Genomic DNA, 14,493 nt, shown 5'->3' with positions numbered 1-14,493 from the left:
CTGGGATCTCTGCTGTGACGTCGGCTGTGGCCGCGGGTGTTGCGCTCGTTGGATGTTCCGGCGGCGGCACAACCCAGGCACAGCCGTCATCCGCTCCGAGTCCGACTGTGAGCACCGCCAAGGCCACCGACCAGGCCCTCGGTGAGGCACTGGACAAGCTCGTCTTGCATGACACCGGAGGCTCAAGCAAGGACGGAGGGGCCTGCTTGGCCGCCGCCGTGCGGAAGGCCGGCATGTCGGAACAGGCGCTGGCCTATCTGGTCAAGACCGGCGGCGACGCCATGGGTGCAGTCGTCGACGGACTGAACAAGGTGAGCGAGGACGACGCTGCGCTCCTGGCCTCGCGGTCGCTGCGCGAGGACTTCGACGCGTGCATCGACAAGGTTGTACTTCCGAACGGCAGCAGCCCCAAGACTCAGAGCTACGTGCCGCCGAAGGCAGCCGCGAAGCCTGTAGCCGGCAAGCCGAACCTGCAGCCGGCTTACCCGGTCCGCGCGGATCAGCCGGTCAATTCGTCCCTTGAGCTCACCAAGGGCCTGGTCTCGATGTTCTCCTCCTACGCCCGGGACAAGGGCCAGAAGAAGACCTACGCGGCGGCCGGCCAGTGCCTGTCGACCTTGGTGTACAACGCGGACTTCAGCCAGGAGGCGCTGCACTTCTTCGCCGGCGGCGCGCCCCTCGGCGCCGGGTCGATCGTCGAACACCTGCCGAACGACAAGGACAAGGCGATCTGGCTGTCGCCGAGGTTCACCCAGGGGCTTGCCGACTGCACGACGAATGCGACGCCGACTCTCACGCCTGGCTCCTGAATGGGAGCCCATCAGACACAAGAAGGACCCGGTGCGATGTGTCGCACCGGCCCTCTTCTCTTCCCGCCGTCACGTGAAGGTGGGTGCGGTCCGCAGTAGGTGACCCCGCCCGAGAGGAAAGGAATCGAGCAGGGTCACCTGCTGCAGCGATGCGCCGCCAGGGGGGGGACTGACTGGGCGCGACTGCGACTCTACTGGTATCCGAGCAGAAGCGAAAAGAGTGCAGGTGGCTTATCGACTAGTATCGATAAGATGGGCCTCATAGATCAGTCAAATAGGGCAAGGAGAAGCCGCGCATGACCGCCACACAGGAGTTGGAGAAGACGAAGCAGCCCGTGCGCGGCACGAAGAAGAAGCCGCCGGGCGCGACACAGAGCAGCAGTAGTGGGCGCCAGGGCATGTTCGTCCGGCTGGATCCGGACGACAAGCAGCGCGCGGAGTACTGGGCTGGCAAGCGCGGGTTCTCCTCGGTGAACGAGTACGTGGCCGAGGCGGTGGTCGAGAAGATCCGGCGCGAGAACCTCGACTACGACCTGCCGACCCTGGAGATCGCCCGCCTCAACGAGCTCGTCGACCAGGTCGCGGCACTGGCGAAGAACTCGGCGAACCTCGAACGCGTCGTCACCACGGGCTTCGACTCGCTGATCGGGCTCACCCGCGGCGACAACTACCTCTTGGACGACGAGGACGGTGAGCTCGGATGAGCCGGGACTTCACAGAGATGCTGGAAGCGGCCACACCCACCGCCGAGGTGATGAAGGTGGACACGTCCTTCCTCGACGCCTACCGGCGCGGCGGGAGCGAAGAGCTCAAGCGCGTCCAGGCCCAGGTTGCTCAGCCTGGGCCTGAGGTGGCAACGCCCGAGCCGGGGGCGCAGCTTGATGAGGCCGGCAACGTCGACTCTCAACCCGAGGTTGAAAGTCTGCAGGCTGATCCCGACGTGGACGCCGAAGAGGATCGCCTGGACCTGGAGCCGGAACACGAGCCCGATGACGGCGACTCCGAGCGGGCCGGCGGATCCAACCAGCGTGGTGGTGACGGTGGTGGACAGGGAGGAACTGCGGGGGTGCTCCCCGGCGGTGCGCCGACGGGCCCTGCGGCCGATGCTGCTCCGGCTCCCGGGGCACAGCCAGACGTCGAGAACGCTGCCGCGACGGAAGTCACTTCTCACGACGTCGTCGCCGCACCGGATGAATCCGAGCATGTAACGCCCGGCTCGCTCCAGCTCACCGACCATCAGGACGCCGTGCAGAGCGCGGCCTCGAAGGGGGGCTCGGGCAGCACAGCCGAGACCGCCACGCTCCCCCAGTCGGGCTTCCGGCTCGCCGGCGTGCAGAGCCAGCCGCATATCAAGGCGCTGCCCGAGAGCATCATGAACGCGCTGCGGGAGCAGCTGCGAGCAGCCGCGGTCCGTGAGCTGGCTGTGAGCGACAGCGCTGCTCGGGAGTTCAGCCGGCGGCTGAGCCAGGGCACGCTGGTGACGGCGTTCCTGCTGGCGCAGCTCGACCTGCACCTTGATGCCGATCCTGCCACCGAGCGCGCCGTCGAGCTGTTCCGCTCCAGCGACCCGCTGCTGAGCAGCGTGGTGGCACGCCTGGCAAACATCGAGGCCGCTGAACGCGAGCGGGACGGGTTGCTGCGCAAGCTGCGCGACGAGCTGGGCGAGGTGCGCCAGACCAGCGCAGTAGTCGAGCAGGCACTGGCGTACTCCATAGCCGACCGCACGGAGAACTTCCTGCGGGGCTCGCACAACCTCCACGACGCGCCGATCACGCACAAGGAGGCGATCCACCTCCGGAACATGGCCCGGGAAGCGACCAGGAAGCAGTTGAAGCTTGAACGCGAGCGGGAAGGACGGCCGATTCGATGACCACGACGAGCAAGGCGAAGCTCTTCCCCGCCCGGCAGCGCTGCAGCCGTGCGGCAAAGTTCGACTCGCCGGGGTGGAAGACCCTGGCCACGGCACACGCCGTCCTCGGATCCGTGGTCGGGACCGAGGAGGTGGTGTGGGCCCGGGACCTGAGGCATCTGCTCACCCACCAGAACGGCGCACTGCGCACGGAGAGCGCGCTGACGAAGTTCCGGGACCTGGATGCTGAGCGCGATGAAGACGAGGTCGATCACGCGCACGTCGGGGGCAAGGTTCCGCTCGGTGTTCCACGAGCCTTGAAGATCCCCGATTCGCTCGCCGCAGTGATCCGGACAGCGGATGCTCCTGTATAGGCGCTCTGCTGGAGCCGCAGCGGCCGCGCGGACTGGCCGGAGACTGTCTCGAAGCTGCACGAGCAGAAGTGCGTCGTCATCGATCCTGCCTGAGAGGGTGCAGTCCCGCGCTGTCTCTGTTGGTCCCGGCGCGCGCAGGGTCGCCGATCTACACTGAAGGCCTCGCAGGAGGTCCCCGGTGCCACCCTTCGTTCTGCCCGCCCCGCTCGCTCTGGCCCGCGCAGTCACTGCCGTGCTGGAGGCGCCGGTCTGGACGCTGGAACCGAAGTGGGATGGGTGGCGGTGCCAAATCCACACCGCCGGCGGACGGGTGTGGAGCCGCCACGGCACGGACCTGTCCGCCGCGTTCTCCGACGTCGCAGCCGCCGCCGTCGCCCTGCCGGACGCCGTGCTGGACGGCGAACTGGTCGCCGTACTCGACGACGGCAGCGGGGTTGCCTTCGACCGGCTGCAGTCGCGCGCCGGCCGCCGGGGCCCGCGGCGCGGCGCCGACTTCACCGTCCACGTCGCCCTGTTCGACGTCCTGGCCGTCGGCGACACCGACTGGCGGCCGCGCCCGTATGCCGAGCGCCGCATCGAACTACTGCGTCTACTCGAAGACGGCCCGGCAACCTTGCGCGCGGTGCCGACCACCCAGGACCACGGGCAAGCCCTCAAATGGATCGGGGCGCTCGCGGGCGTGGAGGGCCTCGTGGGCAAGCGGACCGACGGGCTGTACGCCGCCGGCCTTGCCTCCGGCTGGGTGAAGTGGCGCGAGCGCCACACCACCGAGGCGTCGTCATCGGATTGACCGGAACGACGCCGGCGGCGCAGGCCCTCGTGTTGGGCAGGCCAACGGGAGGCCGGATGCGGCCGGTTGGCGTGAGTCTGCCGCTCACTCAGCCAGTGCGCCTGGCCGTGGCTCCGCTCCTGCACGCGGCCGGCGAAGAACTGCGCGAGCTATCGGGCACGGTGGGAGGGCTGCCCGGGGCGGCCCCGGTACGCTTCTGGCCGGTCAAACTGGAGGTCGTGGTGGAGATCGAGGTCGACCACGAACGGTTGGAGTTCGGCCGTTATCGGCACCGTCCGCGTGTTCGACGCGTGCGCGGCGACCTGACGCCCGAGACGCTCGAAGAAGGGCACTGACCGACGAGCGCCGTAGTCCCCTGAAAGGTATTCGCAAAGGTACCCATGGGTGCATACTCGGGGTATGGCTGACACCACCGTGAAGGTCGACTCGGACACCAGGGACCGCTTCGCTGCGGTCGCCGCAGCCCGCGGACAGAGCGTGCGCGCCTACCTGGCCGACTTGGCCAAAGACGAAGCGAACCAGATCGCCCTCAGTAGGGCGACGGCCGTGTTCCGCGACATCATCGCCCGACCCGGCCTGGCCGAGGCGTTCGACGAGGCCTTCCCCGACGACGCCCCGGCTCGGCGAAGCACCGCGGGGCGGACGGCCTGACCCTTGGAACTGCACATCGACATCCGCTGGCTCCTTGACCGACAGGAGGAACTGCTCGGCAAGGAACTCGGGGTTCGGGACTATTCGGGCCTGGTAGCCGCCGTAGCTCGGCACAGAGTGAACACACCGCAGCTAGATATGGGCGATCTCGACGCCTACTGGCCGGCTGCGGCCCTGCTCGAGCAGCTGGTCCTGCTGCGCCCGCTGCCCGCCCGCAACGCGTACTTCGGGTACGGCGTGGCGGTGGCATACATCCGCGCCCGCGGGGAGGAGGTCGATGACTCCTTCGAGCAGTGGCGGGATCTGATCACCGATATCCGCGCACTGCGGCTCACTGTCTACGACATCGCCGACCGACTGCGCTCCTGGCGCAGCGACGGGTAGACAGCACCAGCTAGAACTCACGCCCAGCGGGCCAGGCCGGCTCTCCGTACCGGTCCGACCCGCTACTTGCTGCCCGAAGCCACTTGATCGCCGGGGCGAGCTAACGATTGAACGACTGCGTCTACCACCGCGCCGAGCGGCATCACCGGTGCGCAACAATCAGCCACGCACGAGACATTGCGAGGAAGTCATGGAGGCACAGTGGGCGTAGGCACCACCAACCTCGGAGTGGTGTTCATCCACGGGCTCTTCTCGTCCGAGGAGACATGGGACCCACTCGCCCGACTCCTCGAATCCGATGAGGAGCTGGCTCATGTCGCGGTGAGACGGTTTGGGTACGCAACACCCAAGTTCCGTTTCAGACCCGACCGTCGTACTCCCGACTACAACGACCTCGCAGAGAGGCTGAAGACGTTCTTGCAGTACGACGCGGCCGGGCACGACCGCCTGTTCCTGGTTGCCCACAGCCAAGGCGGGCTGATCGTTCAGCGCTACCTCGCGCGGATGATCCAAAGCGGGCAAGGGCAGCAACTTGCCAAGATCCGAGGCGTCGTGCTGTTTGCCTGCCCCAACGGCGGCTCCGACTTCGCACTGCCGCTTCGTAGCGCGTGGTGGTCGAAGAATCCTCAAGTGCGCTCACTGGGACCGCTCAACGCTGACGTGCGGGACGCCCAACAAACGGTCCTTGACCAGATCGTCTATGCCCAGGAGGTGGGAGCGTCCTCGTGCCCCATCCCGTTCTGGGTATTCGGGGGAGAAGAGGACCAAGTCGTCGTTCGCGCCTCCGCTCAGGGAAGCTTTCCTAAGGTCTTCATGCTTCCCGGAGATCACTTCAGCATCATCCAGGCCAAGACGCACGAGCACCCTGCCTACGTCGCTCTCCGCACCCATCTACTGGAAGTTGAGCAGACAGATCCGGAGGATCCAAGCGCCCCTGCTTCGAGCTCCTCCGGATCCGCGATCCAGGCTGCGCCGTGGGGCGACAGCGCGAAGGCCGCGCGGATCTTGGACGTACTGCCTCCCTACGCAGACTGGCTCAAAACGCTGCGCGCCCAGGATTTCTTCGTGGTCAGCGGCCGCATCAACAGACTCTTCCTCGAAGCAGCCGATGCCCTCAGCAACGACCCCCTCCAGTTCATCGACCCCGCCTTGCGCGATGCAGCAACGGCGTGCAGCGGTGCCGCCACTGACCTCAGCGCAGCAATGCTCGAACTTCTCTTTGCCGACCGTGTTGACGCCAAGGCGTCCGAAGCTCTGCCGGCACGGGAGAGGGAAGACGCCTGGACATTCGTCCTCGGCGAGTACCAGCGCGGTGAGGGTGAGCTGCGACTGCAGACGCTGCGCACCGCCTTCTTCGAGGCCTACGACGCCCTGGTGCGCCTCCTCAATGAGCGCCTGCTCGCACCAGCAGGAACAACACCGCCGCTCAGTGGCACGAGCACGCCGGCAACCGTGGCCGGCCCACCGGCAGCACCCAACGCCTCCGGCCCGCAGCCGCGTGTGGGCCAGGGCCTGCCCCGCTACGAACGCGAGCTGCGGGAAGCGTACGACCAGCTGCGGTCAGCAGGAATCGGGGCGCCGGACTCCGACGCATACCTCTCCGGCGCCACCGCCGTGCAGCACTTCACGGCCGCCGAGAAATCCGGCCCTGGCTGGGTGCTCAGCCTGAGAAACGGCCGGGCCATAGCCGTAAGTGCACCTCTCTGGAGTGCCCTTGTACGGGCTGGACGTCCAGCGGTGGACGGTGACCCCCTCAACGCGGTCGGATACCCCAGCGCCCCAGGGACCGATCCCGCAGTGCTCGGCCCAGACGTGCAGCGTGTCGCACTCGAAGGCGGAAGCTGGGGCAAGGGCTGGCTGGTCCGCCTCGACAACGGCTGGCGCTGGGAACCCCAAGTGGATCTGGGCTTCAACCAAACACGATCCGCCACCAACTGGACCGCTACCCAGCCCGCACCTCAACTGCGGCTGCGCGCCGTCATCACGTGGCCCTGGGACATTGCTGCTGAGGAACTGGAGGTCACCCCGGCGCGGCGCCGCGACCTCAAGACCCAACTTCCCTTCAGCCGTGTTGCCGGTGCGGTGAGCACGCTCTCGCTGAGGAGAGGCGCAGATCTACGTGCCGCGGACTGGGACCTGGGGCCGAACCGTAACGCCAGCGACTCCGTCAGCTATTCGGCAACCATCACCTCCCCGGACGGGAGGCCGGCCCTGACAGGGGCGGTCATGGCCGCTCTGCCCGGCGCCATGCAATCGTCGACCGTGACCTGCGCCGAGGTCACGATCCAGGACGCCGACGCCTGGGCTGCCGCACTCCCACCGGGTGCGTCGACCAAACTCACCCTCGAGGAGATGGCATCCGTCCTGCTGGCGGCCTGGGAGACAGCAGCCGAAGTCCTGCCGGCGGCTGTGTGCGAGGCCACGATGATGCGGTGGGCTGGCCCACCCACCGTTGAGCTGCGGATGAGTGCCGAGGGGCCGCACGATCAGCCCCGGCCTGCCCTCGACACTCTGATCGATTTCGGTGAGGTCGGGCCGACCGACCGCAACTCGCTGTCGGAGATGGCAGTCACGATCACCGTGTCTCCGATGCTGGAGGACACCGAGCGCCGGAAGGTGCTCCGGCGTGCTCTCGTGCGCATGCTCGGGCGCTTCGGATATTTCGAGGCCGACGAGCATCTCTTCACGTGAGGTACGGACAACTGCCTTCGTGAACAGCACGGGAGAGCCGACGGCGGCAACCGTGAACTGCTCTGACGGGCCGAGGAGTTGGGCCCGTCAAAGCGAGCAGGATCAGGCGACGACTTTCTCTCCAAGACGTTTCGTCACCCAACTTGGGGCCGACGCCAGGAACGTGAGCATTTCCAGCGCGGCACGTATCGCCAAGCGCACGGTGCCCGCCGCCCAGCGGCAGGAAGTCGCGCATGCCCTCCCAGTTGCGGCGCCAAGGTGCTGCGGGCGTACCGCGTCCGGCTCGGCGCGGCATTGCCGACTGGGTGGTGACAGCGCTCGACAGGTGACGGCCCCGAGAAGCACAGCTTCTCGGGGTCTCCTTTTTCTCACGAGCGGCGATTGCTCGAACAGCGTGCCGGCGTCGGGCTTGTTTACATGACTCCCGCACCATCCCGATCCCTTTCAGATCCTTTTTAATCATCATTCAATCGCCCTTTTCGAGTAGGCTCTTACTCGTTTCAGAGTCAACGGCGAGAAGGAGTCGACATGGTCGCGATCGTGGTCGCAGAGAAGCCGAGCGCAGCGAGGAACATGGCCAGTGCCCTCGGCGGGACGAAGGGCAGCTACAAGGGCACGGCCTACGAGGTGGCGACCTTGAGGGGTCATCTCTACGAGTTCGCCCAGCCCCACGCGATGGTGGACCCCTCGCTCGCGGACGGCTATCAGAAGTGGGACCTGGGCAATCTGCCGTGGAACCCGCAGGATCTTTCGTGGAAGCGCGAGCCGCAGAAGAACGTTGCGGACGTCATCAAGACTCTGCGTGCGGCGCTCGGCCGCGGCGACGAGATCGTCATCGCCACGGACCTGGATCCGTCCGGCGAGGGCGACCTGCTCTTCTGGGAGGCGATCGACGAACTCGGCTTCCACGGCAAGCGGTTCAGCCGCATGGAGTTCACCGACGAGTCGAAGGTCTCGATCCAGAAGGCCTTCGAGCAGCGCCGGCCGGTGAAGTCCATGCAGGACGAGGGTGATTACCGCAAGGCGATGTACCGCTCGCAGTGGGACTTCCTCTCGATGCAGTTCACCCGTATCGCCTCTGTTCTCGCCCGCCAGTCCGGTCAGGACCTAGTGCTGCGCCAGGGCCGGCTGAAGTCGGCGATGGTCTCTCTCGTCGGCGACCAGCAGAAGGCTTATGACGCGTACGTCAAGAAGCCGTACTTCCAGAACCGTTTCCGCGACGAGAACGACGTCATGTACACGAACCCTGATGAGCCGCGGTTCGACCAGAAGGGCCAGGTGCCGCAGCAGTACGGCCCCTCCCCTGTCGTCCTGGACAGCAAGGCGGGCAAGAAGACCGCGCCGCCGAAGCTGCTCGACCTGGCGTCCCTGTCCTCGATGCTCGTCGGCAAGGGCGTGAAGGCGAACCTGACGCTCTCGACCTACCAGAAGATGTACGAGGACCAGGTCGTCTCGTACCCGCGCACGGAGGACAAGACGATCACGCCCGAGCAGTTCAAGGACCTCGCCCCGCTGGTCGACAGGATCGCCGCCGTGGTCGGCGTCGACGCTGGGCTTCTGACGCACCGCCAGCCCCGGTCCACACACGTGAAGCCCCAGGGCGCGCACGGCGCGAACCGTCCGGGACCGAAGGTGCCCTCCTCGCTGGACGAGGTCGAGCACAAGTACGGCAAGGCCGGACGGCTCATCTACGAGATGCTCGCGAAGAACTACCTGGCCATGCTCGCCGAGGACTACCTCTACGAGCAGCAGAAGGGCCACTTGGAGAAGTACCCGGACTTCGTCGGCATCGCCAACGTGCCCAAGAGCCCCGGCTGGCGGGCCGTATTCGATCCGGACGCCAGCGACGACACGGCCGAAAGCGACGAGAACGAGTCCGGCAAGGGCCTGGGCCAGACCGCGGAGCCGTTCGTCTTCGAGGGCGCGAACAAGCGCCCCGAGCATCCGACGATGAAGTGGCTGATGAAGCAGCTGGAGAAGCACGACGTGGGCACGGGCGCGACCCGCACCTCGACGTACTCGGAGGTCACCAACGACAAGGCGAAGTACCCGCTGCTGACGGAGAAGGGCCGGAAGCTCAGGCTCGCGCAGGCCGGCGAGATGAGCTGGCGGCTCCTGCCGGGCACGCGCATCGGCAATCTCGGGCTCACCGAGAAGGTCTACGCCGACATGCGCGACATCGCCGCCGGGACGGCGACGGCCGAGGAGCGCCTGGCCGTCGTCGCCGGCTGGGTGCGCGAGGACATCGCCACGATGACGAAGAACGCCGCGTCCATGCGCGCCGAGTTGGGCCTGAAGGAGCAGGTGGTCGCCGCCCGCGCCGAGGGCGTGTGGCAGGCCGCTCCGGGCGGGCCGAAGAAAGTCGCCTTCAAGAAGATCTGGTCGGGCCACGAGTTCAGCGATGACGAGGTGGCGAAGCTCCTCGCGGGCGAGACGATCTCTTTCGAGGCTTCGAAGGCGGACAAGCCCTTCACGGCCACCGGTGCGCTCGGCGTCGGCGACTTCAAGGGCCGCAAGTTCGTCGGGTTCCAGCTGGAGGTGCCGGACAAGCCGACGAAGTGGTCCGGCCGGACGTTTACTCCGGCGGAGGTCGCTGGGCTCCTGGCGGGTCAGACGCTGGAGATCGACGACTTCGTGAGCTCCAGGACCGGTAAGACCTTCGGCTGCAAGGTCAGTTGGGACGCGAAGGCCAAGAAGATCGTTCCCGACTTCGGCTCCGGCGACGCGCCGCCGCGGTCCTGGTGCCAGCACGTGTTCACGCAGCAGGAGCGTGATGACCTGGCGGCGGGCAAGACGATCCAGGGCAAGGGGTTCGTCTCGAGCCGTGGAAAGACGTTCGATGCTGCCGTGGCCTGGCGAGAGGAGGGCGGCAAGAAGAAGATCGTGCTGTCGTTTGGCTGACGCCCGACCGAGCACTGACGAGCAACAGCGGGCCCCGGATCTCGGGGCCCGCTGCAGCCTTTTCACGACAGCGACGACAGGATCGTATCTGGCGCTCCTCCCCCGCTTCAGTCTCGTGCGCGCCGGCCAGCACTCCGCCGGCCGCCTGGCAGGGGCCGCGAGTATCGACCGGTGCGTGCGGATGCCGAGCCTGACGTGGTGGGGCAGCGGGTCTTCTGGACGCCGGGGCAGGCCCTGATGTGGTGCTCGCCCACGAGGCGCTGGCGGTCCAGGGGTTGATCCAGCGGCTCGGCGACAGCCACGGCTGGCACCCCGACGACTTGGCGTACGCGAGCGAGGCGCAGCGGGTGCACACCGCGCGGGTGTTCTTGGTGCTCGATCCAGCCAACGAGACGCTGTGCGTCCCCGGGCACTACCACTTCCGGCACTCGGAGCAGGCAGTGCTCGACGGAATGCCGGTCCGTCAGGAGATCTTCGACCGGGACGACTCAGCCGATGCGCTGGTCGTGCTCGACCTGGGCGACGACGTTCCGCGCTTCGAGGCGGTAGCGATCGGCTGAGCGCCTCTGCCCCCGCGGCGCGACTGATCTGTCAGCCGCTCAGACGACACCCGATGACTCGGACCCGCTAGTCGGAGCCATCGGGCGTCACCATTCAAACCACTTTCATTCTCGATTCAAATGACCTATCTAAGATATGATGCTATCTACACACCTCATGTATGTGGTTATTCGGATAGGCCAGTCGGTGACCATTGGGTCGCGGGAGGAGATGAGGATTCATGGCGAAGCTGTCCTACAAGGTGCCTTCATCGCTCTCGCGAAGTTTCCTCGACCACGAGATCACCCTGAGCAAGGGGGGTTGGGCGGCCAAGCCCTCCCCCATCAAGCAGCTCCTCTTCTTCGGCGGTGGTTTCCTTGTTCTGCTGTGGCTCAGCACGTCGACGTTCGTCGCGAGCTCGGGACCAGTGGCCATCACGTTCTTCGTCCTCTGGGGACTGGCGGCGATCGCCTACTTCGGCGGGCTGATGAAGACGAAGGAGCTGCGCATCATGCGGGTGCCGGCCTTCCTGGCTTACGTGCCGCCGAAGGCCCGTCACGTCTTTGCGCGCCGCAGCTCGAACCCCACGGACTTCTACTCGATCGTCGGCATCGACGGGATCGACGAGGACGGGCTGATCCGCTTCTCCGACGGCGGCGAAGGTCGGGTCTACCTGGTCGTCGGCTCGGCTAGCTACCTGCTCTTCGACGAGGACCGGGTCGGGATCCTCGATCGGGTCGACTCCTTCTGGCGCAAGGTCGAGACGGCCTGCGAGCACAGCTTCATCACGACGAAGGAGCCGCAGCGGGTCTACCACCAGGTGGCGAACCTGGAACGGCGCAACCAGGCCCTGCAGGTCCGCGATCCCGATCTGATCGAGCTGCAGAACGAGCAGTACGACATTCTCACGCAGCACGTGGGCGGGAAGTTCACCTCGATCCACCAGTACCTGCTGCTCAAGGGCAAGAACGCCGACGCACTGCGCAAGGGGCACCAGGTCCTCCAGGCCGAGGTCGGTGGCTCGACTCTGATGATCAAGGAAGCCACGGTGCTCGACCGCGAGGAGGCTCTGCCGATGCTCCGGGTCTTCTACCAGGGCATCGACGACGAACTGCTCGATCTCAAGGCGTCGCTGAACTGACCAGCGCCAGGCCGGCCACCACGACGAGGAACGAACGAAGGACACCATGGCGCTGATGACGAAAGTCCGGGCACAGCTCGGCATTCCGGGAAAGAAGCCTGCCGAGACGAATGAGACCGCGGAGCTTGTGGTCGATGATCCGCGCGCGGACGGTGCTGCTCAGGCTGAGGGCGTGCAGGACGCGGCGGACATCGCAGCCGATGAGGCCGCTGAGCCGAAGAAGAACTGGTGGCAGCGCCGCCGGGAGGTGAAGCACCTCCAGGGCACGTTCGACGCCTACCCTCACCTGCTCGCGCTGAAGCCGAAGGAGAAGTACCTCTTCCGCTCCGACTACTTCGAGGTCGACGGCTCGGTCGTCTGCATCCTGGCGTACTTCCACGACGACGCCGCACACGAGAACTTCGCCGCTTTCTGGGGTATCGACCGGATCCCGGACGGCCTGGACGAGCGGGTCACCGCCGTCGTGCTTGAGCAGGTCAAGCGGATGGATGAGAAGTGGATCGACTCGTACACCAAGCAGTCGGAGAAGCTGGACCGGCTGGATGCGAACGAGCAGGAGGAGACGGGCACGGCCTCCTCCAGGCGCAGGGCCGCGAAGATCTCCGGTGACCTCGGGATTACGATCGGTGAGATCCAGGACGGTGCGAGCTACCTCTCGGTGCACAACCGGCTCTTCCTCAAGGCTCCCGATCTGGCGACCCTGGACGACACGATCGACCGGGTCACGCGTCTTTACATCGACCGATTCGGCACGCTGAAGGCTGCGCCCTACGCCGGCGAGCAGCGCCAGGAGCTCTCGGGCCTGTGGAAGAACAACGAGAAGAAGAAGGGCAAGGGCTTCCACTTCACCTCGACCGAGCTGGCTGGCTCGTACTCGCTGGTGACCAACGGCCTGAACGACAAGGGCGGCGAGTACGTCGGCTACATGGTCGGCGACGTCAACAACAGCGCCGTGCTCATGGACGTCAACGCCTATGACCACCACGCGATCGTCGCCGACGCCACGCTCAGCGAGTACCTGGACCGCCAGCGGGTGGCCAACATGTGGTGCTCGAAGATCTCGCAGGCGGCGCTGCTGAGCAACGGCCAGGTCGTCCACCTCATCCTCGACGGAGCGAACCTCGACAAGCTCGGCCCGAAGTTCGAGCGGCTCACCTCGCGCGTGGACCTGAATCAGGGCGACGTGAACATGTTCGAGATGTTCGGCGAGGAGGAGGACGAGCTGACGGTCTTCTCCGCCCAGATGGAGAAGCTCAAGCTGATGTTCGAGCAGCTCTACGAGACCAGCGACGGAGCGATCGGCTCGATCATCCGCAGCGCCCTCGAAGACACCGCGACCGACTTCTACATCGAGCAGGGCATGTGGCGGCACAACGCCAAGGAGCAGCGTCATCGCCTGCGCGTGGTGAACATCCCGCACACCCAGGTGCCGCGTCTTCAGATGTTCGTCTCCTACGTGGCGACCGCGCACAAGGCACTGCTGAACTCCAGCAAGACCGACCCGGACCAGCTGCGCGCCTACAACGTGCTCAGGGGCATCGCCAACGCGATGCTGAGCACCAACGGCGACCTGTTCAACAACCACACGGCCTCGGCCGTGGACGGGGTCCGGGATGCGCGGCGCGTGGTCTACGACTTCTCGCGGCTCATGCGCCGCGGCAAGGGCGTGGCGATGGCGCAGCTGGTGAACATCGTCGGCTTCGCCGTCGGCAAGCTGGGGCTCGGCGACACGGTGATCATCCACGGCACCGAGCACATCGACGACCGGGTGAAGGAGTACATCAAGGATCAGTTCGACCATATGTACGAGCGCGGCGGCCGGGTGGTCTACAGCTACAACGACGTCGACAAGATGCTGGCCGACAGCGACTTCAACAAGTTCGACGCCGCGGACTACACGCTCTTCGGCCCGATGCGCGACGGCACGGTGGCGGAGTACCAGAAGCAGCTGCACCAGCGGATTCCGCCGGATCTCGCCCAGCTCATCACGACCAAGGGTGAGAACCTCACGTATCTGCGCCGGGGCGTCTCCAACGTGGTCTTCCACCTGGACCTGGCACTGGGGATCAACCCCTACCGCGAGGCCCAGCGCAGGCAGGTCCGCCTGGAGGCGGCCAGGGCCGAAGAGGCGGCCCGGATGGACGCGATCATGCACGACAAGCCGGCACCGGGCGTGAACCTCACCAGCATCCGGAAGCACAGCGAGGGCGGCGACGAGCCTGACGCGGGCCAGAACGACGGGGGCAAGCGCCGCGACGGCAAGAAGAGCCTGCAGCAGCCCGAGGACGGCGCAAGGCGGCCAGCGAGGAAACCAAAGCCGAAGAAGCTGGTCAAGGCATGAGCGGGATCAGCACTGATACGAA

At 66.3% G+C, this 14,493-nt stretch carries 13 protein-coding genes; all 13 read left to right on the top strand.

Annotated elements, in window-relative coordinates; genetic code table 11:
• The first annotated feature begins 107 nt into the window (after positions 1 to 107).
• The 13 genes from ACIRA5_RS47735 (at position 108) to ACIRA5_RS47675 (ending at position 14,471) form a co-directional block, all read left to right on the top strand.
• Positions 108 to 809: a hypothetical protein gene (locus ACIRA5_RS47735; RefSeq protein ID WP_403703168.1), complete on the top strand. Its 702-nt coding sequence runs from the start codon at positions 108 to 110 to the stop codon at positions 807 to 809.
• Between the two features lie 296 nt (positions 810 to 1,105).
• On the top strand, positions 1,106 to 1,513 hold the full coding sequence (locus ACIRA5_RS47730) for a hypothetical protein (protein WP_403703165.1): 408 nt from the start codon (positions 1,106 to 1,108) through the stop codon (positions 1,511 to 1,513).
• A complete protein-coding gene (locus ACIRA5_RS47725; RefSeq protein ID WP_403703162.1) occupies positions 1,510 to 2,679 on the top strand; it encodes a hypothetical protein in 1,170 nt (389 codons plus the stop codon). The genes ACIRA5_RS47730 and ACIRA5_RS47725 overlap by 4 nt, the downstream gene beginning before the upstream one ends.
• Positions 2,676 to 3,032, top strand: coding sequence for a hypothetical protein (locus ACIRA5_RS47720; protein WP_403703159.1), 357 nt, complete (start codon positions 2,676 to 2,678; stop codon positions 3,030 to 3,032). Before ACIRA5_RS47725 ends, ACIRA5_RS47720 begins: the two co-directional genes overlap by 4 nt.
• A 178-nt stretch (positions 3,033 to 3,210) precedes the next feature.
• On the top strand, positions 3,211 to 3,822 hold the full coding sequence (locus ACIRA5_RS47715) for a hypothetical protein (RefSeq protein ID WP_403703156.1): 612 nt from the start codon (positions 3,211 to 3,213) through the stop codon (positions 3,820 to 3,822).
• A 95-nt stretch (positions 3,823 to 3,917) separates the two neighbouring features.
• A complete protein-coding gene (locus tag ACIRA5_RS47710) occupies positions 3,918 to 4,157 on the top strand; it encodes a hypothetical protein (protein WP_403703153.1) in 240 nt (79 codons plus the stop codon).
• A 64-nt stretch (positions 4,158 to 4,221) separates the two neighbouring features.
• Complete coding sequence (locus ACIRA5_RS47705) at positions 4,222 to 4,473, top strand: antitoxin MazE7 (protein WP_403703150.1); 252 nt, start codon at positions 4,222 to 4,224, stop codon at positions 4,471 to 4,473.
• Between the two features lie 3 nt (positions 4,474 to 4,476).
• Complete coding sequence (locus ACIRA5_RS47700; RefSeq protein WP_403703147.1) at positions 4,477 to 4,857, top strand: toxin Doc; 381 nt, start codon at positions 4,477 to 4,479, stop codon at positions 4,855 to 4,857.
• A gap of 201 nt (positions 4,858 to 5,058) precedes the next feature.
• A complete protein-coding gene (locus ACIRA5_RS47695) occupies positions 5,059 to 7,548 on the top strand; it encodes an alpha/beta fold hydrolase (RefSeq protein WP_403703144.1) in 2,490 nt (829 codons plus the stop codon).
• A gap of 528 nt (positions 7,549 to 8,076) precedes the next feature.
• Positions 8,077 to 10,449 (top strand): DNA topoisomerase, encoded by a 2,373-nt coding sequence (locus ACIRA5_RS47690; protein WP_403703142.1) that lies wholly within the window; start codon positions 8,077 to 8,079, stop codon positions 10,447 to 10,449.
• A gap of 242 nt (positions 10,450 to 10,691) precedes the next feature.
• Positions 10,692 to 11,009 (top strand): hypothetical protein, encoded by a 318-nt coding sequence (locus ACIRA5_RS47685; protein ID WP_403703139.1) that lies wholly within the window; start codon positions 10,692 to 10,694, stop codon positions 11,007 to 11,009.
• Between the two features lie 221 nt (positions 11,010 to 11,230).
• Entirely contained in the window at positions 11,231 to 12,130 is a 900-nt protein-coding gene (locus ACIRA5_RS47680; protein ID WP_403703136.1) for a hypothetical protein, read from the top strand.
• A 55-nt stretch (positions 12,131 to 12,185) separates the two neighbouring features.
• Positions 12,186 to 14,471: a hypothetical protein gene (locus ACIRA5_RS47675; protein WP_403703133.1), complete on the top strand. Its 2,286-nt coding sequence runs from the start codon at positions 12,186 to 12,188 to the stop codon at positions 14,469 to 14,471.
• Positions 14,472 to 14,493: the final 22 nt, after the last annotated feature.

It is taken from the genome of Streptomyces sp. NPDC096311 (genome assembly GCF_044763085.1).
In the GTDB taxonomy this organism is placed as follows: Bacteria; Actinomycetota; Actinomycetes; order Streptomycetales; family Streptomycetaceae; genus Streptomyces.
The sequence above is the reverse complement of the archived record's forward strand: the minus strand, read 5'-3'. Positions and strand labels throughout refer to the sequence as shown.